Origin of the sequence: Flavobacterium sp. EDS (assembly GCF_020991525.1) — a bacterium.
GTDB lineage: Bacteria > Bacteroidota > Bacteroidia > Flavobacteriales > Flavobacteriaceae > Flavobacterium.
On sequence record NZ_JAJMOZ010000002.1, the window covers coordinates 411,381 to 434,294 of the forward strand.

Genomic DNA, 22,914 nt, shown 5'->3' on the forward strand with positions numbered 1-22,914 from the left:
ATCTTTGCAAATGTTTTAATTAAATTAATAGGAAATTTGAGTAGTAGGATTCTTATTGATTTTAGTCTTCAAAATTTATAATTACAAGTGAATACAAAATCTTATTTTTTTCAGTCTTTTGCAATTATTGCATTAGCATTTGTAGCTTTCATTGGTTTTAAACAAATATTACCAGATAAAATTTTCCCTGAAAGTAAAGTTGACTCCAAAAATGTACTTGTGGATAGTATGCTTTTAGAATCATTTGAAAAAGAAGGAGTATCTAAAAAAGGAGATAGTACTGATGCTGACCAGCAAGGACAGGAGAATATTACTTTTAATTCTAATGAGGGTATAGAATTTCCATCGGAAACTTTCGATGATTATAAGGGATATCAATACCTGATTTCTTTTTACGATAAATTATACCAATTAGAAAAGCATCCGGAAGCAAAAGTAAGAATTGCCTATTATGGTGATTCAATGACAGATGGTGATTTAATCGTGCAAGATGTTAGAAATAATTACCAAGAGCGATTTGGAGGTACAGGAGTTGGGTTTGTTTCTATCAGTTCAGAGTCATCTGCATCACGAGCTTCGGTGAAATCATTATCTTCTAAAAACTGGAAGGCACAATCATATCTTAATGTAAAGAAACCGATAAGTCCTTTTGGAGTAAATGGACACGTCTTTTTTGCAAATGACAAGTCAAATTCAACTTGGGTTTCATACGAAGCAGGTTTAAGTAAATTTGCTACTAGTTTGGATAATCCAACTTTGTATTACGGAAAATCATCAAAATCAGGGAAAGTAAATTTCATAATAGGTAAAGATACTATATCCAAAATTCTTGCTCCAAATAATTTGGTCAACACTATAAAAGTGACTTCAAAAAGCATTAAAGGATTTAAAGCTAATTTTATTCATGCAGATTCAATTCCAATTTATGGCTTTAATTTTGATAATGGAAGTGGAGTCCATGTAGACAACTTCTCGCAAAGAGGGAATTCGGGAATGCCAATTTCTATTTTTGACGCCAATGTAATGCAAAGTTTTAATGCCAATTTAAAATATGACTTGATCATACTTCATTATGGAACTAACGTTTTGAATTATGGTACAAAAAATTATTCTTGGTACGGAAAAGGGATGACTAAAGCGGTTAATAAAATAAAAGCATCTTTTCCAGGAGTTTCTATTTTAATCATTTCGACTGCAGATAAATCGACAAAATATGATATGCAAATGAAAACTGATTCAGCAGTTGTTCCTTTAATGAAAGCTCAAAAACGTTATGCTTTAGAGACAGAATCAGGATTTGTGAATTTATATACTTTGATGGGTGGAGACGGTTCAATGGTAAAATGGGTAGATGAAGCACCAGCAAAAGCGAATAAAGATTATACGCATTTTAATCAACGAGGAGCCAAAGCAATTGGAGGATTACTTTATGATCAATTAAATAAAGGATACGAACAATATAAAGTTTTACGTGAAAAAAGAGAAGCGGGCATAAAAAAAGGAAAAACAGTCAGGAAAACAAATACAGACTCTATGTCTGTAATAAACGATAGTGTAGATGAATAAACTTATTATTTTCTTTTGTTGTCTTCTTTTTGCGTCTAATAATAAAGCACAAAAGGCAGAGCCAATTTTAATGACCAAAAAAATGATTAGCAATATAGATACAACAACTGTAGAGCCTTTGGTAGGAAATCAAATTTATAATGCGAAAGTATTAGATAACTTTTTTAAGAGATTAAAAGACAATGAAAATCATAGTAACCATAAAATAAATATTGTTCATATAGGAGATTCACACATTCAGAGTGATCTGATGACAAATGAAATTCGAAAAGATCTCCAAAAAGAATTAGGAAATGCAGGAAGAGGTTTTATTTTTCCATATTCATTAGCAAAAACAAATGGTTCTTATAACGAACGTTTCCGTTCGAATAAAGTTTGGGAAAGCTATCGAAATATTCTTCCAGTAAAAGATTGTCCAATGGGCTTAAGCGGAATAGCACTTTGGAGAAACACAGATGGGTTTGTAATCGAAGTTAATGTAAAAGATCCAGTGTATAAGTTTAATACAATCAAGATCATTACACCTAAAAACCAGCATATGTTTGATTTGGCAACTCGCATTCAAACAAATATGATTCAATCCTCGGAGCGAAAAGTAATTACGCATAAAATCAAAAAAGGAGAGGCAATCTCGCTTATTGCGGATAAATACAACGTTTCGATTGCGGAGATAAAAAGAGCCAATCATTTAAAATCGAATGCTATTAGAGCGGGGAGGACATTAAAGATTGTAACAAATGAAACACGCCCTAAAACAATCTCACAATCACAATACGTTCCTTTAGATATAGAATCAGATTCATTCTCACATTACTATAATACAGAGCAAGCGTTAGATAAAATTTATCTTATTCCAAATAAAGATGCTAAGAAATATGAGCTTAACGGATTGATTCTCGAGAAAAATTCGTCAGGATTAATTTATAGCGGTATTGGAGTAAATGGTGCAAAGTTCTCTGATTATAATAAATATCCAGTTTTCTTTGAGCAACTAAAATCGTTGCATCCTGATATGATAGTTTTGTCATTAGGAACAAACGAAAGTTATGATAGATTAGAAGCTTCGAGTTACATAAAACAATTAAGAGAGTTTATAAGCAATCTAAAAGCGCAAAATATTCATGTTCCTGTACTAGTTATGACGCCACCGCCATCATTATTAAAAGGAAGAAAACCCAATACATTTGTTGCCGATTATACAAAACACATATATGAAACAGCTCAGACAGATGGATTAGCAGTTTGGGATCTGTATAATGAGTTTGGAGGTATGCAAGGAATCGGAAAGCTAAAAGCCGAAGGATTAATAGGTCCAGATTGGGTACATTATTCCAAAAAAGGATATGAAAAACAAGGAAACTTGTTCTCGAAAGCATTATTAAACGAATACAATAATTTTAAATTAAAAAAATAAGTTGATAACAGTTGATAGCATTAATGATTGGTTCGTTCAAAATTTTGGTGCGCTTACATTAGAACAAGTTAAGGGTTGGTTTATATATAATCCAGAAGAAAAATTATTATTCAATACCGGTTTATTCTTAGGATTGTTTTTGGTTTTTTATTTTGTGTATGCTTTTTTACGCAAAACATTTTATTTAAGATTAACGTATGTTATTCTATTCTCGCTTTTCTTTTATTATAAATCTAGCGGAATATATTTTTTACTATTATTAGTCTCCTCAGTTGTAGATTACGGATTGAGTCAAATAATTTACAATGAAACTGTAAAGTCTCGAAAGAAAATATACCTGATAATAAGTGTAATCCTAAACTTAGGATTGCTAGGGTATTTTAAGTACATGAACTTTATGATTGTTACATATAACGATATGTTTCATGGTAATTTTGAGCTACATGATATTTTTCTTCCAGTGGGAATTTCATTTTATACATTTCAATCGATGAGTTATATCATTGAGATTTATCGTGAAGAGATTAAACCAACGAAAAATTATATTGAGTATTTATTCTTTGTTTCTTTCTTCCCGCAATTAGTTGCTGGACCAATTGTAAGAGCCAAAGATTTCTTGCCACAGATATATCAAAAATTAAACCTTACCAAAGAGGATGTAAATAATGCCTTGTTTTTAATTATCGGAGGTTTAATTAAGAAAACAGTGATCTCGAATTATATCTCAGTCAACTTTGTAGACCGTGTTTTTGATACGCCTATGAGTTACACCTCATTTGAGAATTTAATGGCGTCTTATGGATATGCAATCCAAATTTATTGTGATTTCTCAGGATATTCAGATATGGCAATCGGAATTGCATTATTACTTGGGTTTAAATTACCAGCTAACTTTAGAACACCATATAAATCGGTGTCGATTACTGATTTCTGGAGAAGATGGCATATTTCGTTATCAACTTGGTTAAAAGACTTTTTATATATATCTATTGGAGGAAACAGAGAAGGAACATTTGCAGGATTTTTATTTCCTAGTTTATTCTTCTTCGGATTATTACTTTGGGGAATTACAAATTCAGCAGAGAGTATTATTCCGCTGGTAATAGCAGTAGGAGGAATAGCTGTTTTTTGTTTGTCATTTTTGCTTTCAAGCAAATTAAAACAGACGATGGTAACTAATTTTAATTTATTTACTACAATGCTTTTAGGAGGATTGTGGCACGGCGCAGGAGCCCAGTTTATAATCTGGGGAGCATTACACGGATTAGCTTTGGCGGTTCATAAAATAGTTGTAGAGCTTTTTCCTTCTAAGAAAGAAAGCAACGGATTCAGTTCTATTTGGAAATTCTTCTCGATACTACTTACATTTCACTTTGTAGTTTTCTGTTGGATATTCTTCCGTGCAAAAGATTTTGATACGGCAATACAAGTAATTAATAATATTGGTCAGTTAACATTTGAACCAGAGCATTGGCAAACAATAATAATAGGATATAAAAACGTATTTTTATTGATGTTATTTGGTTATGTATGGCACTTTTTACCTGAAACTATTATAGCCAAAATGAAGTTTGTGTTCGATAATACTCCATTAATAGGAAAAGCAATAGTTTTAGGATTTGTGTATTGGATCGTTTATGCAACAGCAGTTGCAGGTTCACAACCATTTATCTATTTTCAATTTTAATTTAAAGGTTCATAGACAAAAAGTTACAAAGGCGCAAAGGTTTTTTCTTTTGCGCTTTTTTCTTTTGTACTTTAAAAAATAATCTGCTAAATCCGCGAGAAACAAGAAACTTTGCGAAGAAAATGCATTGCGAGCTTTGCGTAATACTTTGCGAACTTTGCGGTAAAATCAAAACGTACTTTGCAGTTAAATAAAAATTGCCTGAAATGTCTAATTAGATTATCTTTGCACTTCAAATAAAGAAAATAGTATGTTTGATAATTTAAGTGATAAGTTAGATAAAGCCTTCCATATATTAAAAGGACACGGTAAAATTACAGAAGTAAACGTTGCCGAAACTTTAAAAGAAGTTCGTCGTGCCTTACTTGATGCCGATGTTAACTTTAAAATTGCTAAAGATTTTACTACCAAAGTAAAAGAAAAAGCAATAGGTCAAGACGTTTTAACTACGTTACAACCAGGACAATTATTAGTTAAGTTGGTAAAAGACGAACTTACTGAGTTAATGGGGGGTGATGTAGCAGGAATAAACTTGTCAGGAACACCAAGCGTTATCTTAATGTCAGGATTGCAAGGTTCAGGGAAAACTACTTTCTCAGGAAAACTTGCTAATTATTTAAAAACAAAAAAGAATAAAAAACCGCTTTTAGTAGCGTGTGATATATATCGTCCAGCGGCGATAAACCAATTGCATGTTGTAGGAGATCAAATAGGAGTTGAGGTTTACTCAGAACCAGAAAATAAAAATCCTGTAGAGATTGCACAGAATGCGATTAAACATGCTAAAGCTAACGGATTTAATGTTGTTATTGTCGATACAGCAGGACGTTTAGCCGTAGATCAGGAAATGATGGACGAGATTGCACGTGTTCACAAAGCAATCCAGCCGCAAGAAACTTTATTTGTTGTGGATGCCATGACAGGTCAGGATGCTGTAAATACTGCAAAAGCATTTAATGATATATTAAACTTCGACGGAGTTATCCTTACCAAATTAGATGGAGATACACGTGGAGGAGCTGCTATTTCAATTAAATCAGTAGTAAACAAACCAATTAAGTTTGTAGGTACAGGAGAGAAGATGGACGCAATCGATGTGTTCTATCCTATTCGTATGGCAGAGCGTATACTTGGTATGGGTGATGTTGTGTCGTTAGTAGAAAGAGCACAAGAACAATTTGATGAAGAAGAAGCAAGAAAAATTCAAAAGAAAATCGCTAAGAACGAATTTGGTTTTGATGATTTCTTATCGCAAATTCAGCAAGTAAAGAAAATGGGTAATATGAAAGACTTGGTAGGAATGATACCAGGAGCCTCAAAAGCCATGAAGGATGTAGAAATTGAAGATGATGCTTTCAAGCATATTGAAGCAATCATACACTCGATGACGCCATTAGAAAGAAGTAAGCCAGCAGTAATCGATGTGAAAAGGAAAGCTAGAATCGCAAAAGGTTCCGGAACCAAAATCGAGCAAGTAAATCAACTGATGAAGCAGTTCGACCAAATGAGCAAAATGATGAAAATGATGCAAGGCCCAGGCGGAAAGAATTTAATGAAAATGATGGGAGGCATGAAAGGAATGCCAGGAGGAATGCCGAGATAAAAAAGATAGTTTCAAGTTTCAGGTTTCAATTTTTTGAGACTGAAATTTGAAACTTTTTTACTAATATAAATATTAGGTTTCTATTTTTGAAACCTAAAATACTAAACTTGAAACTTAAAAAAAACAATGCAACTACTAGACGGGAAAAAAACAGCTGAAGATATTAAAAACGAAATTGCAATAGAAGTGCAAGCGATTAAAGATGCAGGAGGTAAAGTGCCTCATTTAGCTGCTGTAATCGTTGGTAACGATGGAGCTAGTTTAACTTATGTAGGTAGTAAAGTAAGATCATGTCAACAAATAGGTTTCGATTCAACTTTGGTAAGTTTACCAGAAACGATTACTGAAGAGGAGCTGTTGGCTAAAATTAAAGAATTAAACGAAGATGATAATCTAGACGGATACATCGTACAATTGCCTTTACCAAAACATATCGACGAACAAAAGATTTTAATGGCTGTAGATCCAGATAAAGATGTAGATGGTTTTCATCCTACAAACTTTGGTAAAATGGCTTTAGAGATGGAAACTTTTATTCCAGCTACACCATTTGGAATCATGCAGTTGTTAGAACGTTATAAAGTAGAAACTGCAGGAAAACATACAGTAGTTATTGGACGTAGTCATATTGTAGGACGACCAATGAGTATTTTGATGAGCCGTAAAGGAAATCCAGGAGATTCAACAGTAACGCTTACGCATAGTAGAACTAAGAATATAGAAGAGTTTACTAAAAATGCCGATATTATTATTACAGCTTTAGGAGTTCCGAATTACTTAAAAGCACATATGGTAAAAGATGGAGTTGTAGTTATCGACGTTGGAATTACAAGAGTTGAAGACGCTACACATCCAAAAGGATATGTAATTACAGGTGATGTTGATTTTAATGAAGTAAGTAAGAAATCATCATTTATAACACCAGTTCCAGGAGGAGTAGGACCAATGACCATTGCAATGTTACTTAAAAACACATTGCAGGCAAGAAAAATGCGAAGTGCTAAAAACTAAACATATATAGTAAAATTGAGTAAAAACCTTAAACATTTGTTTAAGGTTTTTTTATACAAAGTATTCAAATGTGTAAAAACCTAGTTGTCAGGTTATTATTTTTAAAAGTTTAAAACTTATTAGGAAATTCTTTGTTATATTTGATATAGGATTAACACTATTTATGCATTAGTAATGTTGATATAGGTTATTCGGTATTTTTAAAATAATTTATTAACTATTATTAGGCCCCAAACCTATAAACTAACAACCTTAAAATTATGAGTACAACAAATTTAAATTCGGAAGTTTTAATAAAATATCCTCCTGGGGTATGTATTGAAAGTATTGATGCAAGACCAATTGGTTCAGTTTCGTTCCCAGAAAATAGATCGAAAGCACTATTACCTCCAATTGTTCAAGCAAGTTTTGAAAACAATAAAGAAAAGCTTGTTGTGCAAGCTGTAGTTTTTATAGCTGAAGATGAGCAAACTGATTTGTGTTTAAGTATTTATCAGAATTGCTATGTAAATATCGAAGGGATTCCTCAGTTGCAATTTTTTGTATGCTACGATATGGTAGAGACAGTAGCTAAGGAATTTAATGTTTACGAAGTTACCTTTTATGCAGACCCAATACCGTTTGATGATTTTTCACAAATAAAAACAATCGTAACTTTCCTTTGGGATGTTGATCCAATAGGGTCAAGAGGGACTGTAACAACAGTTCAGGCTGGATAGCCTGTTTCCTTATGTATACAAGATAAAAGTGCTATAGACTAAAAATCTATAACGCTTTTGTTTTAATTCGTAAAAAATATATAAAGTACAAGAGTGTAATGACTAAAATTAGATTGTTAACCACTTCAATATTATTTTTTCTTTCCTTCTTTCTTTTTTCTCAAGAACAACAACGTGTTGGTAATTTAATGTCCATTGCAATTGAAGCAAAAGCCCAAAAATTTAAAGAAAGAACAAATTTTAATAAAGCTCAGATGTTTTTTAGACAAAGTAATTGGGATTCAACTTTGGTCTATTCTATGAAAGAAATTAGTAATGTTAAAAATAAAGAACTAAAAGATTTCTGCCATTATTTTAGAGGAATTAGTTTTAAAGAAAAAAAACTCTTTAAGGAATCTAAAGAAGAACTAAGAAAAATTTCTAATAATTTTCCGTTCTTTTATAAAGTAAAAATGAAATTAGGTGAAATTGCATTAGAGCAAAATGAATTAAAAAATGCCTTGCAATATTTTCAAGAAATAGAAAAGCTACCTAATGAATTTGTCTATGATATTAAAAATAGTACTGTTTTACATAACATAGGATTATGTTATTTACACCTCAATAAATTTGATAAAGCAGAAGAGTATCTCTTTAAAGGTGCCAATCTGCAAGAAGCTGAAAAAGACACTTTATTATTGATAGGATCTTATATGGATATAGCTACTCTGTATTATGACCAATACAAAGACAAACAGGCAATTCCTTATTTTGAGAAAGGATATCATTTATCTAAAAAAGTTAAATCATTAGAATTAAAGCAAACTGCAACTTTAAATATGGCTGTGGTTGAAGAAAATAGAAAAAACTTTCCATTGGCCTTGGCATATCGAAAAGAGTATGAAGCTTGGAAAGATTCTTTAAATGATCAGAATAAAGTATGGGCGATTGCTGACTTGGAAAAGAAATTTGCATTAAAAGAAAAACAAAAAGAGGTTAATGTACTTGAGGCGAAGAATAAGGTGAAAATAGCCGAAAGAAATGGTTTGCTAATATCTTCTATATTATTATTAATCTTGTTTGTTACGGGGGGGTATTTTTACAGGCAAAAAATAAGAAACAATAAAATTATACTAGCTCAAAAAAATGAATTAGATGAATTAAATGCGGCAAAAGATAGATTGTTTTCGATAGTAAGTCATGATCTTAGGGCGTCAGTGAGCGCTTTGAAAATTAGTAATACTAAATTAATTGAGAATCTTGAAAGTAAGAATTTTGCAGAACTTGATGTGTTGCTCCATAACAACAGTATGATTGCCAATGGTGCTTATAATTTGTTAGACAACCTGCTTAATTGGGCTTTACTACAAACAAAACAAGCTTATTTTTATCAGGAACCGTTGCAATTGTATACTATCATACAACATGTAGAATATAATTATAAGCCTTTAATGCTTAATAAAAATATTCATTTTGAAAACAAGGTTGCTACTTCAGATTTTGTATATGCAGATTTGGATTCGCTAAAGATAATTATTCGAAATGTACTTGATAATGCTATTAAATTTTCAAAAGAGAATGGGAAAATTTCGATTTATTCAAGACCTTCAGATGAAGATTTTTGTTATTTAGTGATAGAAGATACAGGAGTCGGAATGAGCACTGAAACGAAGGAAATACTTTTAAAAGAAACAGTTTTACTTTCTAGAAAGAAAAACGATGACGGGATAGGAACGGGATTAGGAATGCAATTGTGTAGAACAATGATTTTTAAAAATGGAGGAAAGTTTGAAATTGAAAGTGAAGAAAATATTGGAACTAAAATAATTATAATATTACCAAAGGCTAATAATAATGGATAATATAAATGTTCTTATTATCGAAGATACTCCTGCAGAAAGTGATGCTCTTTCTAAAGTGCTTATTGCTAATAACTATGCTATTGTAGGAGTAGCAAGAACCTATGCTGAAGCCCTAGATTTGTTTTATAAAAACACAATTGATATAGTAATTATAGATGTTTTTTTAGACGGAAAGCCTGAGGGGGTAACTTTTGCAGAGACAATCACAATAGTGCCTAATGGAATAAAACCATTTGTGTTTTTGACAAGCTCAAAAGATCGTCAGATTTTTGAAAGAGCCAAACTGACTAAACCTTTTAGTTTTTTGTTGAAACCATTTAATGAATTAGAAATTTTGTATGCACTAGAAATGGCTGTTGAGAAATTTTATGGACAAACAAATGTTTTTCTTAACGAAGATCAAAATACAGTTATAAGCGAAGAATATCTTTTTATAAAGAAAAATAAAGCTTTGAAAAAAGTACGAATCGAAGATATTATTTATGTAGAAGTAGAAGATCGCTATTGCAATATAATTACCGATACCGAAAAGTTTGTAGTTTTAATGTCGTTAACTAAAATTAGCCAGTTTTTAAATCCAGCTAAGTTTAGTCAAACTCACCGTAATTATATTGTGAATTCAAGTAAAATAGAAGAAATAATAGTTAATGATAATCTGGTTGTTCTAAAAGGGAATCATAAGATTACATTAAGTGATAAATACAAAGACCTTGTTCGAAAGTTTCGGATATTGAGATAAATCTGCACTTTTTATATCTTGACACCATTTGAAAAATCCTTCATTAAATAGGAAGGATTTTTTTTGCCTTTTTTTTCTGTCTCTAACGTTATACTATCTTTTCATTTTCTTATAACATTGATTCTTTGCTTTGTAACATTTTTGTGTTGAGGGATAATGTTCTTATGTAGCTTTACTATAGAAAATTAAAGATAGGCTAGCATGTTTTAATTTTTTATTTAAGTGATCAATAAATAATAACCTACCGTTATTTTTAACCTATAAAAAGTTGTTTGTTGATTATTTAAATATAAATGAAAGTGGAGTTCAGAAACCACTCAAAAAAACGAGGCATATCTGAAAAAGCCTTAAAAGTCAGAAATAATAAATTTTTAAATAATATTTATCATGGCAACATTTAAAGTTAATATCCCAGCAGGTCCTATTTGGAATCAACAAGATGCAAATGAAAAAGCCCCTTTAGTAGCAGCTGCACATCAAGGTAAATGGACAGGACAATGGAGTACCGTTGTAGAAAATCAAATGAGTGTAGTTGAATTAGAATTAAACGTAAAAAGTGGAGGAAATAACGAATTTAAAACTAATGTTTTGGCTGGACCATTATGGAGTAATGATGAGGCTCAAAAAGTAGGCTCTGTAATTGCAGCTTCATATGGCGCAGAATTCACAGGACAATGGTCAACAATCGTACAAGGGCAGATGAGCGTAATAGAAATTAAATATACTTTTTAATTTTTAATTAGTTTATTCTTAATTCTAAAACTAGAAATGCTCTTTATGTATTTCTAGTTTTTTTATAGGAATAAAATCACATAATTTTTATATGCTGAAATTTATTTAAAAAGGACAAATGTACTTTGGATTAATAGATTTTAGAAAACAATAAATTTTAAAAAAAAATAGAAATGGCCTGGATAAAAAAAGCTAATTCGGCAATGTTTAAAGGTGCAGACTGGAATACTTTAATTAAAAAAGTTCCGAATTGTACTCTAGAAGAAGCGAAACGTATTGCAATTAAAAATCCAAAAATTACCTTCTTCTTCTTTTGTAGAGAAGGAATGATTCTTGAAAATTTGGGGGATAAAGGGATTTTTAATCCTGGAGATGCAGTATTTTTTAGTGGAGAGCCTTGGTATGGAAGTGCACCGCAATGTGATTCATATCAAAAAACAGGTATGTCTGTCGCTTATGTAACTTTAAGTGAAATTCAAACAGCTGGTTGTTATACAATGGCAGATGGGAGTGCTGCAGTTGATGTAGTTTGCATTTTTGCGGCTAATATAAATCTGAAGCCTTTTCCTTCAAAAATGATAGAATTGGCTCCCAATACCAAAGTGCCTGATGGATATCCATATGCAGTTGGTAACCCTGAGTATGCTGGACTTACGTCAGCAGTAGTTCAAGAGCTACAAAATAAAGGGATAACGGTATTGCTAACTTTTTTGAATAATTGGGATGATTCAGGATGGTCTGAGTTTCCAGATGCTGCAACAGCAGCAAATTTTGCAGAACAGTTAAAAGAGGTAGTAGACAGATTGGGATTAGACGGAATTGATATTGATGATGAATACAGTAAAAATCCTAACCAGAATCCATCTTCATTAGTTATGGTTACTACAATGATGAAAAGACTTATGCCCGATATCATTATTTCGAAGGCTTTATTTGAAGATAGTCAATATTTTACTCCTGTTTACCAAAACAGGACTTTGGTAGATAACCTTTCTTATGGTTGGGAGATGTCTTATTGGGAAACGCCAGAAAATAGACTTCCTGTTTATTATGAATTGGGAATGGCTAAAAATACATTAGTTTGTGGTTTCGAATCAGGGAAATCACCAGAACCACTAACTACGGCTGTTGAATGGTTGAAGAATAATAGTTACGGAGGAGTTATGGTTTATGCATTCCAAGAGCAACCCAATGTAGATTTGTTAGGTAATCTTGTAAATGATTGGTATGGAAGTGGTAATTGGAATAAATCACCAAATTGTTCCTAATACTTATTGATAGAATAATAATGTAGTCAAAAAAAAATCCTCATGTTGAGGATTTTTCTTGAAATATATTTTATAGAAGATTAGATTAATAATCTCCTTTTCTCTTAAATCGAGGATCATCTCTTTTTATAAACTCAGTTCTCTTTCTTGGAGCTTCAATTTTAGGTAAACTGGCTTCTTCTGTTTTACTAGAAGGTTCAATAAGCTCATTTAACTCTTTAATTTCGGCATCGGTTAAATCACGGTAGCGACCTAGGGGAACATCAAGAGAGATATTAATAATACGAATACGTTTTAAGGCCGTAACTTCATATCCTAGATATTCAGCCATTCTACGAATCTGACGGTTTAAACCTTGAGTCAAGATAATCTTAAAAATGTATTTGCTTATTTGTTCAACTTTACATTTTTTAGTTACCGTGTCCAGAATAGGAACTCCATTTCCCATTCGCTCAATAAAACGATCAGTTATAGGCTTGTTTACCGTTACAGTATATTCTTTTTCGTGGTTATTTCTTGCGCGTAAAATTTTGTTTACTATATCGCCATCATTAGTCATAAAAATTAATCCTTCACTGGCTTTGTCTAATCTTCCAATTGGAAAAATACGCTTAGGATAGTTAATATAATCTACAATGTTATTACGAACTTCTAAATTAGTGGTGCATTCTATTCCGGCAGGTTTATTAAAAGCTAAATAAACGGGTTTTTCGTGCTTTTCTACGATTAACTTTCCGTCTATGCGTATTTCATCATTAGGTGAAACTTTTGTTCCCATTTCGGGCACAACTCCGTTTATGGTTACGCGTCCTTCTTCGATTAGTTTGTCAGCTTCACGACGAGAACAATACCCAGTTTCTCCAATGAATTTGTTGAGGCGTTTTAGATTTTCTTCCATAATGCAAAAGTAATCAAAAAATAGACATCTTGGGATTTAGACCTTTTAGACTTCTTAGATTTCTTAGATCATTGGGATTTAGATTTCTTATATTATTGAATTTTAATAATAACTAAAAAAGTAGCATGCTTTTTTAGTTCAGAACCTCCGAACCTCCGAACCTCCGAACCTCCGAACCTCAGAACCTCTAAAAAGGGCTATCTTTTGGTGTTTCTTTTCTGTTGAACATTCCGTAATCCCTTTTTACATCGGCAATCCTTAAATGGTAATCTTTAAAAATTTCTTGTCTCCCTTTAGATTGAGCATTACGATGCATTTCGAGATTTCTCCATTGTTGGATGCTTTCTTCATCTTTCCAAAATGACAAAGACAAAATCTTTCCCGGATCATTAAGACTCTGAAATCGCTCTATAGATATAAAACCAGAGATTTTATCTAGCTCTGGCCGTAAGCTTACAGCGATGTCAAGATATTCTTGTTTTTTTTCTTCGTTAGGAATTACTTCAAAAATTACTGCTATCATATTTATTTAAATTATTGAATAGAAATCCAGATGTTTTTAGGTAATCTGGCATTTATCAAAGGTTCGTACTGAATGTTATTTTCTAGAGATGTAATTGTTTTATAATTATTTAATAAATAAAATAAAGTCTCGGTTGTAAGATGAATCGAAAAGTATTTAGCAAGGCACATATGGCTGCCAATCCCAAAGGTAAGATTATCATTGTTATTGATTCTCTCGATATTAAAGCTCAGTGCATCATCGAATTTTTTAGGATCACGATTTGCCGAAGCGAGTACCAATAATAGAATTTCATTTTTTTTAATTACTGTTTTATCTAATATAATATCTGTAATTGCAACTCTTCTTGTATTATGGATTGGTGGATCAAATCGTAGAGTTTCGATAACCAATTTTTGTATCAGGGTTTTGTCAATATTGTTCTTAGAAATTAGATTTGGGTTATTAATGATTTGTAATAAAGAATTACTCAAAATTCCCCTGCCAGCATCATAACTTTGAATCAATAATCCGATCAAATTGCTCACAGATATTGTTGTCGTTTCTTCTAAAGTAATCTGATGTGATTCAGATATTTTATCTAGTAAAGGCTGATAAAAACTGAGATTCGACAGCTGTTTTTTTATTATTGAATAACTGCTTTCGGAGATTTCATTAATAGCCTGAATTTGTTTAGCAGATTTATTAGGGTGCATTATTTTTACAAGATGTTCTATTTTTTTAGAAATGAATTTACAATCATCTTGATCAAAACCAAAGCTTTTTAAAATAACCAAAACAGGAAGTTTTTTGCAAACAGAGTCAACCCAATCTATTTTGTTTTCGGTTAATCTGCTATCTAGTAATTCGGCTATGATTTGATTAATGTCAATTGATTTCATGTTAGCAAATAAAAGCATTGCAGTTTCTTTTGCTATTACATGCTGAATTCCGTTTGATAATCGGGATAAATGATTGATGATTTTTAGAGTATATTCATTAAGTTCTTGTTCGTTATTAGGATTAATAGCAGGGATATTTACTTTGGGACTATTTAGAATTTTGGTGCAATATTCATGAGAATAAATCATCCAAATTTGGTTTGCATCATCCCAAAATATAGAATGCTTTTCAAGCATTGTTTTATATACATAATAAGGATCTTTGATATCTGATTGAGAGAATAAAGTGGGTGACATAGGTTATGATTTTTAACAAAGTTATTTAACTTTACGTATTTATACTTCAGTCTGTATTTAACTATGATTGCATAAAATGGAAGAACAATTTGTAAAAATCGCAACATTAATAGGTGACCCAACACGAGCATCGATTATGTGGGCATTGCTTGATGGAAAAGCATTTACAGCTACGGAATTGGCAATTGTAGGGAATACATCGCCACAAAATATAAGCATGCATCTGGGGAAGTTATTAGATGCCGATTTACTTTGTGTAGAAAAACAGGGGCGTCATAAATATTATAGATTTTCAAGTAAAGAAATTGCTTATGCTATCGAAGCAATGGCAAATCTTATTCCTCCACAAAAAATTCCTCAAAAAAAGAATACCGAAAAACTTCCGCCAATAAAATATTGCAGAACTTGTTATGACCATTTAGCGGGGAAAATAGGTGTGGCTTTAACAAATAGTTTATTAGAGCAGAATATAATTATCGAGACTAACAACGATTTTGAAATTAGTGAAGAAGGAATAAAATGGTTTTCGGACTTCGGAATAAATGTAGATGAAGTCAGGAAACAAAGACGGTTATTCTTGAAGACTTGTCTTGATTGGAGTGAAAGAAAAAATCACATGGCAGGATCCCTGGTCACGTCGTTATTAAATAAAATGATAGCTAATGATTGGTTAAGAAAAACTGAGAATTCCAGAGCAATAATTATTACAGGAAAAGGAGAAAAAGAATTATACAAACAATTTAAAATAGTTGTTTAGACTTCTTAGATTTTTAGTCAATTTTTAAAAAAAAGCAACATGCTTTTTTTTAGAACCTTTTCTCTAATCTTCAGGAAACAAAAAATCAACAACTTTCTGATACAACTCATCGTCATGCATGCCGTGACCTAAGCCATTTGTAGCTATAAATTGGCTATTTTTCCATGTGCTGGCTATTTTCTCTCCTTCTTCAAAAGCGACAACATTATCAGCAGTATCATGTGCGATCAGTCCTTTTATAGTAAAATTTGATGCGAATTTTTTTCCAGAGAAATCATCTAGCTTAAAGTTGAAACGAGTGATGAAACGATTTTCTAATAGAGGAATCATTTTTTTGTTTAAACTTAACATAGCGATATAATTATTGATCAGGGTTTGTAAATCGGATGGAGCTCCTAGAATAACCATTTTCTGAATACTGCTTTCAGGAAATAAGTGCTGATGATAGACACAAGCTGCTCCTCCTATAGAATGACCAATTATAATTGTAGGTTGGTATTTTTGTACTGCTTTGTTAATGAATTCAGCATAAAGAGGTACGTTGAATTCTTTACCGCTACTTTGCCCGTGAGCAGGAGCATCGATAGCAATAATAGTACTTCCGGATTTTTGTAAGTGAGGTAGTGTTTTTTGCCAACGTGCAGCATTACTTTCCCAGCCATGAACGAGTAAAATTTTAGTTTCATTTCCTTCCCAAGTGTAAGTTTGAAAATGATGCTCGTTATGATGGAACGTTTCTGTTTTAGTGTTTTGTAATATTTGTGGTAAGCTGTCTTTTCTTAATCTGCCTTCTCTAGGTTGACTAAATAGAGCATACGAAATTTGTGCAGCTTTTTTGGGACGAACATAACTTAAAAAGTTGATATACTTCCCAACGGATTTTAGTGTTATGAAACGAATTCCTTCTTTAAATCTCAAAGTTGTAATTTTTGATATAAAAAAAGCCTCGAACTTCGAGGCTTTAGATTATTTAGAATTTAGAAAATAATTGTTCCATTTTTTCTCTTTCTTCCTCTGCTAATGTACTGTCAACTAAGATTCTTCCAGAATGCTCATCAGTGATGATTTTTTTTCTAGATGCAATCTCAACTTGAGTTTGTGGTGGAATAGTAAAGAAAGATCCTGCAGATGCACCTCTTTCAATAGATACTACTGCTAAACCGTTACGAACACTAGTTCTGATACGTTTGTATGCAGCTAATAAACGCTCTTCGATTAAACCTTCGTACTCAGCTGATTTTTCAGATAAGAAGATTTCTTCTTTTTGAGTTTCAGCCATAATCGCATCTAATTCAGATTTTTTATGCTTTAGATGTGAGCTTTTAGACTCAAGTTTTTCTTTTAAACCAGAGATAACTTCTTTTTTATGCTCAATAGAAACTTTCATTTCTTTGATTTGCTTTTCAGCCAATTGAATTTCTAATTCTTGAAACTCAACTTCTTTAGTCAAAGAGTTAAATTCTCTATTGTTGCGAACAGATTCTTGTTGTTTTGTATACTTTTTGATAGATTCTTTATGATCATCAATAGCATTTTTTCTAGTCTTGATTTGCTCTTCAACTATTTCTAGTTCGCTTTTCAATTTTTCTGAACGTGTGCCTAAACCTGCAACTTCATCTTCTAGATCTTCCACCTCTAATGGAAGTTCTCCTCTTACGTTTCTGATTTCGTCAATTCTAGAGTCAATTAGCTGTAAATCGTAAATTGCTCTTAACTTGTCCTCAACACTTAATTCTTTCGTATTCGCCATATTCTATAAGTACTTAACTGGATTTGTATTTTCTTCTGATAAAATGATTGCAAAATTAAGGATTTTTTTCCGAAGATAATCAACAATATAATTTTTTGTATAGCGTTCGCTTTCAAAATGTCCAATATCGGCTAATAGTAATCGATTTTCGGCTTCGTAAAACTGATGGTATTTTAAATCAGCTGTCAAAAAAGCATCAGCTCCAGCCTGAATTGCATTTTTTATAGCGAAGCTCCCAGATCCACCAAGGACAGCAACTTTATGAATTTTCTTTCCAATATAAGCAGAATGTCTAATGCCATCAGCTATCATTTTTTCTTTTACAAAAGGCAAAAAGTCAGTTTCACTCATCGGAGTTTCAAATTCTCCAATCATACCCAAACCTATGTTTTGATGAGCGTTTTGCAAATCGTAAATTTCATAAGCTACTTCTTCATAAATATGAGTGTTGAAAAGAGCTTTTAAAACCTTTGATTGTAAATGTTTTTCAAAAACAACTTCAATTTTTATTTCGTTTCCAGTGTGTAATTTTTCCTTTTCGCCAATAACAGGATTGCTATTTTCGTTTCCTTTAAAAGTGAAAAAACCTTCCGTATTAAAACTACAATTATCGTAATTGCCAATTTTACCAGCCCCAGCTTCAAACAAAGCATTGCGAACTTTTTCAGAATTATCAGGAACAGTATAGGTTATTAATTTCTGAATGTATTGCTGTTTCGGAATCAGGACTTTCGTATTTGTCAAACCTAAAGCATCACAGAATATTTTGTTTACACCTTGTGAATGATTATCCAATGCCGTATGTACAGCATAAATAGCAACGTCATTTTTAATTGCTTTAAGAATAGCACGTTCTACATAGTTTTTACCAGTTATCTTTTTGATGCCAGAAAATAAAATAGGATGAAAGCAAACTACAAGATTGCAGTTTTTGTTAATTGCTTCGTCTATTACATTTTCGAGAGCATCATGACAAACCAAAACTCCTGTAGCTTCTGTAGAAGCATTTCCTACTAACAAACCAACATTGTCAAAATCTTCGGCATATCCCAAAGGAGCCATTTCTTCAAGTACAGAAAGTATTTCTTGTATTTTCATTTTTAGATTTTTTAGATGATCAGATTGTTACAATTTTGTAATTATGAAATAACCCAATCCAATTTCTGAACAACAAATTAACGAATAAACAAATCAACTTTGAAATAAAAAAATTACTTTCGTATTATGAATTTACTTCGAAAAATACTTTTTCCATTTGCTGTTTTATACGGAATCATTACTTCTATTCGGAATTTTCTTTTTGACAAAGGAGTTTTAAAATCAACTTCATTTGATATACCAATTATTGCAGTTGGAAATCTAAGCGTAGGAGGAACAGGGAAAACACCTCAAATTGAATATTTAATTCGATTATTATCAGATAAATATAAGGTTGCAACTCTCAGTCGTGGTTATAAGCGACAATCTGAAGGTTTTGTTCTTGCCGATGAGAATTCTAATGCTGTTATTTTAGGAGATGAACCTTTTCAGTTTTTTCAAAAGTTTAAGAATATTCAGGTTGCTGTAGATGCAAATCGAACAAATGGAATTCAGCAATTACTTTCACAATCAAAAAAGCCAGAAATTATTTTGCTTGATGATGCGTTTCAACATCGAAAAGTAAAAGCAGGATTTTATATTTTGCTAACTTCATATGGCGATTTGTATGCAGATGATTGGATGTTACCGACAGGTAATTTGAGAGAGAGCAGGAGCGGAGCTAAACGAGCTAATATTGTTATTGTTACCAAATGTCCTGCTAATCTTGAGGAATCAGAACAAGAAAATATCCGTAGAAAATTAAAGTTAAAAGCTTCACAACAACTTTATTTTACTTATATTGATTATGATGATTGTATTTATTCTCAAAAAGAAAAAATAGCCGTTGAAGATATTAAAAACAGTCAAAAGTTACTTTTGGCAGGAATTGCAAAGCCAACACCATTTTTTAAGTTTTTAAAATCTGATAATGATGAATGTCTTACATTCCCTGATCATCATCATTTTACAGAGACAGATATTGCAACGATTGCAAATAAAGCAAAAGCGCATAAAATTATTACAACCGAAAAGGATTATGTTCGCTTAAAAGACACTAATATTGCGCCGCAATTGTATTATTTGCCAATAAAAAGCACTTTTATTAATTATCAAAATAATTTTGATACAACAATTTTAAATTATGTGGGAAAAAGTTCAAGAAACAGTTAGTTATATAAAGTCGAAAACACAATTTACTCCAGAATATGGTGTGATTTTAGGTTCAGGTTTAGGTGGTTTTACAAATGATATCGAAATAGAATTTACATTACCATATAATGAGATTCCTAATTTTCCAGTATCAACAGTTCAAGGACACAAGGGAGCCTTGGTTTTTGGAACTATTGGAGATAAAAAAGTGGTTGCAATGCAAGGTCGTTTTCATTTTTATGAAGGATACTCAATGGAAGAAGTTACTTTTCCTGTTCGTGTAATGAAGTTTTTAGGAGTTAATAAATTAATGGTTTCTAATGCTTCGGGTGGAGTAAATGCAGCTTACAAAGTAGGTTCGATTGTTATTATTAAAGATCACATCAATTTTACGCCAGAGCATCCTTTGCGTGGTAAAAATGATGAACGTTTTGGGCCTCGATTTGTAAATATGAGTGAGCCTTATTCTAGAAAAATGATTATTAAAGCCAAAGAAATTGCATCAAGATTGAATATAGAAATTCATGATGGAATATATTTTGGTTTACAAGGGCCAACTTTTGAAACTTTGGCTGAATATAAGATGGTAAAGATTCTTGGGGCAGACTGTGTAGGAATGTCTACCGTACCAGAAGTTATCGTTGCTCGCCATATGGATGTAGAAACTTTTGGTATCTCAGTAATTACTGATATGGGGAACGAAGAAAGCATAGATACAATCTCACACGATGAAGTTCTTGAGGCAGCAAAAATGGCGGAACCTAAAGTAAGGGCTTTGATAAAAAACTTGATTTTAGAATATTAATTGATATTTGCAGTAAAGCATCTAGCAATAATAGTATAAAATTCATCAGGAACAAAGGGTTTTGTTATTACGTCATTCATTCCGAAAGACAATAACATTTCCCTGTTCTCATCGAGTGAAATAGCTGTTAAGGCAATGATTGGTGTTATTTTGTCAAATTCGCGTATGTGCTTAGTGGCAGTAGTTCCATTTATTCCTGGTAAATGAACATCCATTAAAATCATATCAAATCGTTTGATTTTCAATAATTCTATAGCTTCCTCTCCATTGTCGATTACCTCACAAGAAATGCCTTTATTTTCAAGCATTTTTCGAGTAATCATTTGGTTAATTCTATTATCTTCAATTAATAGAATATTTTTACCTTTTAGTTCGTAGTCGTTATACAATTTGGTTTCTTCTTTAATTGCTAATGGTTCTTTATCTATTTGGAATTTTAATTTAAACGTAAATGTAGAGCCTTTGCCAACTTCACTTTTAAGGTTGATTTCCCCACCTAGCATTTTGGTTAATTTTTTTACAATTGTAAGTCCTAAGCCAGTTCCTCCATATTTTCGATTGACTTCTATTGAGCCTTGTGAAAAACTTTCAAAAACTGTTTGTAGTTTGTCTTCAGGAATACCTATTCCAGTATCAACTATTTCAAAATAAACAGTTGCTTCTTCGTCTTTTAATGAATGTAGTTTTACAATAACATTTACACGTCCGTTTTCAGTGAATTTTAAGGCGTTATTAATTAGGTTCATTATGATCTGAGACAATTTAGTTGGATCGCCAATTAGATTGTCAGGAATACTCTCGTCAATGTCTAGATTAAAAAAATTTTTATTAGCAGTAGCTAATTCCTTTAATGAACTTTGTATGTTTATTAGTAATTCTTTTAGATTGAAACTTATTGATTCTGTCTCGAGTTTGTTAGAGTCGATTTTGTTTATTTCAAGTATTTCATTGATGAATGTAGTTAAATAATTGCCTGAAAATTTTAATGATTCGAGGTATTTTTTTTGTGATTTTTTCGGATTATCTTCTATTAATAAATGAGTAATTCCATTAATTGCATTAAGAGGCGTTCGTAGTTCGTGACTAACGGTCGATAAAAATTCAGATCTTGCTTTTGATGCTTTTTCGGCTTTGTTCTTTGCAATAATTAGTTCATTGTTTTTTTCTCTTAAAATGATGTTATTCTGATTTCGAATAATATTGTTTTTATAAAGAGACAAACTCAAAAGTGATAAAATAGAAATTAAAGCAATAGCAAGAATACTTATTAGTTTTGAATATTTGTATGCCTTTTTATCTTCAAGATCTTTTTTTTCTTTTTTAATTGCAGTGTTTATGATCTCTTTATCCTTGAATTTTTTAAAATCATCAAAGTCAACTTTTGAATTTTTTAATTTATAGATGTAGTTTTTAATTTGGTAGTGCTCATTTAAATAAGAGTAAGCTCTATCGTAGTCTTGATGTGTTTTGTAAAACTGACTTAACGCTAATAAAATTATTGATTTTTGGTTAAGGTCATTGCTTTTTGAGGTGAGTTCTAGTGCTTTATCCAGATAATATATGGCAGCTTTATTTTGTTTTAGATCTTTTTGAATAAGTCCAAGTTGATAGTAAGCATCAGTTTTAGTTCTTAACATGGACTTACTATCCGGTTCTTCGATTATTTTTTTAAATGTTGCTATAGCCAAGTCGTATTCTTTGTTGGCTTTTAAGGCAATCCCTTTTTGAAGATTTAGTGTTTGACTCGAATCAACAATGTTTAGTTGTTTAAAAATAGATTCTGACCTTTTAAAATAATCTTGAGCAAGATTATGGTTGCCTTTTTCGGTATTTGTTATGCCGATATAATGAAGGGCAAGTGCTTTGGTTACTGTTGAGGTGTCTTTAAGTAAAGTAAGGCTTTTGTTAAAGTTAGTTAAAGCTTCATTATATTTTTTCTGGTTATAATAAATCTTGCCTAGCTTAAAGGTCTGGTTGGCTTGGTTTTCTATTTTGTGATTTGTTTCACAAAATAGAATAGATTTTTCGGTAAGAGCAATCGCCTGACTGTATTTGTTGTCTTTGAGATTAGAATTAGCCAGTTGGTTATAGTATACTGCACTATCCGTATTCTTCATTAATTGAGAATACAAAAGTGAACTGAAAAAACTGATTATAATAAAAAGATATTTCATGTGTTGTAATACTTTTTATA

Annotated in this window: 20 protein-coding genes; 13 read left to right on the forward strand and 7 right to left on the reverse strand. The window is 31.6% G+C overall.

Annotated features, from left to right (window positions below; all coding sequences use genetic code 11):
* The first annotated feature begins 87 nt into the window (after positions 1-87).
* The 10 genes from LPB87_RS05010 to LPB87_RS05055 all read left to right on the forward strand — a co-directional run bounded on the left by LPB87_RS05010 (position 88) and on the right by LPB87_RS05055 (position 12,580).
* A complete protein-coding gene (locus LPB87_RS05010; RefSeq protein WP_129539690.1) occupies positions 88-1,566 on the forward strand; it encodes an SGNH/GDSL hydrolase family protein in 1,479 nt (492 codons plus the stop codon).
* On the forward strand, positions 1,559-2,980 hold the full coding sequence (locus LPB87_RS05015) for a GDSL-type esterase/lipase family protein (protein WP_129539689.1): 1,422 nt from the start codon (positions 1,559-1,561) through the stop codon (positions 2,978-2,980). The genes LPB87_RS05010 and LPB87_RS05015 overlap by 8 nt, the downstream gene beginning before the upstream one ends.
* A 1-nt stretch (position 2,981) precedes the next feature.
* The gene (locus LPB87_RS05020) at positions 2,982-4,667 is read left to right on the forward strand and encodes an MBOAT family O-acyltransferase (protein WP_230605149.1); all 1,686 of its coding nucleotides are present in this window, start codon (positions 2,982-2,984) and stop codon (positions 4,665-4,667) included.
* A gap of 250 nt (positions 4,668-4,917) precedes the next feature.
* Positions 4,918-6,270, forward strand: a complete 1,353-nt coding sequence (gene ffh / locus LPB87_RS05025) for a signal recognition particle protein (RefSeq protein ID WP_039112390.1) — start codon at positions 4,918-4,920, stop codon at positions 6,268-6,270.
* Between the two features lie 126 nt (positions 6,271-6,396).
* Positions 6,397-7,281 carry a tetrahydrofolate dehydrogenase/cyclohydrolase catalytic domain-containing protein gene (locus LPB87_RS05030; RefSeq protein WP_230605150.1) on the forward strand — a complete coding sequence of 295 codons (885 nt, stop codon included), beginning with the start codon at positions 6,397-6,399 and terminating at the stop codon, positions 7,279-7,281.
* Between the two features lie 260 nt (positions 7,282-7,541).
* Positions 7,542-8,000, forward strand: coding sequence for a hypothetical protein (locus LPB87_RS05035; RefSeq protein ID WP_129539686.1), 459 nt, complete (start codon positions 7,542-7,544; stop codon positions 7,998-8,000).
* Between the two features lie 98 nt (positions 8,001-8,098).
* Complete coding sequence (locus LPB87_RS05040; RefSeq protein ID WP_230605151.1) at positions 8,099-9,841, forward strand: ATP-binding protein; 1,743 nt, start codon at positions 8,099-8,101, stop codon at positions 9,839-9,841.
* A complete protein-coding gene (locus LPB87_RS05045) occupies positions 9,834-10,580 on the forward strand; it encodes a response regulator transcription factor (RefSeq protein WP_230605152.1) in 747 nt (248 codons plus the stop codon). Before LPB87_RS05040 ends, LPB87_RS05045 begins: the two co-directional genes overlap by 8 nt.
* A gap of 387 nt (positions 10,581-10,967) precedes the next feature.
* Positions 10,968-11,312 (forward strand): mannan-binding lectin, encoded by a 345-nt coding sequence (locus LPB87_RS05050; protein ID WP_129539683.1) that lies wholly within the window; start codon positions 10,968-10,970, stop codon positions 11,310-11,312.
* 173 nt (positions 11,313-11,485) lie between these two features.
* Entirely contained in the window at positions 11,486-12,580 is a 1,095-nt protein-coding gene (locus tag LPB87_RS05055; RefSeq protein ID WP_230605153.1) for a glycosyl hydrolase family 18 protein, read from the forward strand.
* 85 nt (positions 12,581-12,665) lie between these two features.
* Here LPB87_RS05055 and rluF read toward each other — a convergent pair whose 3' ends face one another.
* From rluF to LPB87_RS05070, 3 genes are all read right to left on the reverse strand, one after another.
* Positions 12,666-13,478, reverse strand: a complete 813-nt coding sequence (rluF, locus tag LPB87_RS05060; protein ID WP_230605154.1) for a 23S rRNA pseudouridine(2604) synthase RluF — start codon at positions 13,476-13,478, stop codon at positions 12,666-12,668.
* Positions 13,479-13,665: 187 nt separating this feature from the next.
* A complete protein-coding gene (locus LPB87_RS05065; protein WP_230605155.1) occupies positions 13,666-14,001 on the reverse strand; it encodes an antibiotic biosynthesis monooxygenase in 336 nt (111 codons plus the stop codon).
* An 11-nt stretch (positions 14,002-14,012) separates the two neighbouring features.
* Complete coding sequence (locus LPB87_RS05070; protein WP_230605156.1) at positions 14,013-15,179, reverse strand: cytochrome P450; 1,167 nt, start codon at positions 15,177-15,179, stop codon at positions 14,013-14,015.
* 76 nt (positions 15,180-15,255) lie between these two features.
* Here LPB87_RS05070 and LPB87_RS05075 point away from each other — a divergent pair, with 76 nt between their 5' ends.
* The gene (locus LPB87_RS05075) at positions 15,256-15,936 is read left to right on the forward strand and encodes a winged helix-turn-helix domain-containing protein (protein ID WP_230605157.1); all 681 of its coding nucleotides are present in this window, start codon (positions 15,256-15,258) and stop codon (positions 15,934-15,936) included.
* A gap of 63 nt (positions 15,937-15,999) precedes the next feature.
* Here the strand turns inward: LPB87_RS05075 and LPB87_RS05080 are convergent, their stop codons facing one another.
* Genes LPB87_RS05080 through LPB87_RS05090 form a run of 3 tightly spaced genes read right to left on the reverse strand, consistent with a single transcriptional unit; the run spans position 16,000 to position 18,784 of the window.
* Entirely contained in the window at positions 16,000-16,854 is an 855-nt protein-coding gene (locus LPB87_RS05080; protein ID WP_230605158.1) for an alpha/beta hydrolase, read from the reverse strand.
* A gap of 52 nt (positions 16,855-16,906) precedes the next feature.
* On the reverse strand, positions 16,907-17,686 hold the full coding sequence (locus LPB87_RS05085; protein WP_129539676.1) for a C4-type zinc ribbon domain-containing protein: 780 nt from the start codon (positions 17,684-17,686) through the stop codon (positions 16,907-16,909).
* A gap of 3 nt (positions 17,687-17,689) precedes the next feature.
* The gene (locus tag LPB87_RS05090; protein ID WP_129539675.1) at positions 17,690-18,784 is read right to left on the reverse strand and encodes a Nif3-like dinuclear metal center hexameric protein; all 1,095 of its coding nucleotides are present in this window, start codon (positions 18,782-18,784) and stop codon (positions 17,690-17,692) included.
* 126 nt (positions 18,785-18,910) lie between these two features.
* Between LPB87_RS05090 and lpxK the strand changes: the two genes are divergently transcribed.
* Both lpxK and LPB87_RS05100 read left to right on the forward strand, forming a co-directional pair.
* Positions 18,911-19,936: a tetraacyldisaccharide 4'-kinase gene (gene lpxK, locus LPB87_RS05095; RefSeq protein WP_129539674.1), complete on the forward strand. Its 1,026-nt coding sequence runs from the start codon at positions 18,911-18,913 to the stop codon at positions 19,934-19,936.
* Positions 19,908-20,720, forward strand: coding sequence for a purine-nucleoside phosphorylase (locus tag LPB87_RS05100; RefSeq protein WP_230605159.1), 813 nt, complete (start codon positions 19,908-19,910; stop codon positions 20,718-20,720). The genes lpxK and LPB87_RS05100 overlap by 29 nt, the downstream gene beginning before the upstream one ends.
* Here LPB87_RS05100 and LPB87_RS05105 read toward each other — a convergent pair.
* Positions 20,717-22,894, reverse strand: a complete 2,178-nt coding sequence (locus LPB87_RS05105) for an ATP-binding protein (protein ID WP_230605160.1) — start codon at positions 22,892-22,894, stop codon at positions 20,717-20,719. The two genes, LPB87_RS05100 and LPB87_RS05105, sit on opposite strands and share 4 nt — an antisense overlap.
* Between the last annotated feature and the right edge of the window lie 20 nt (positions 22,895-22,914).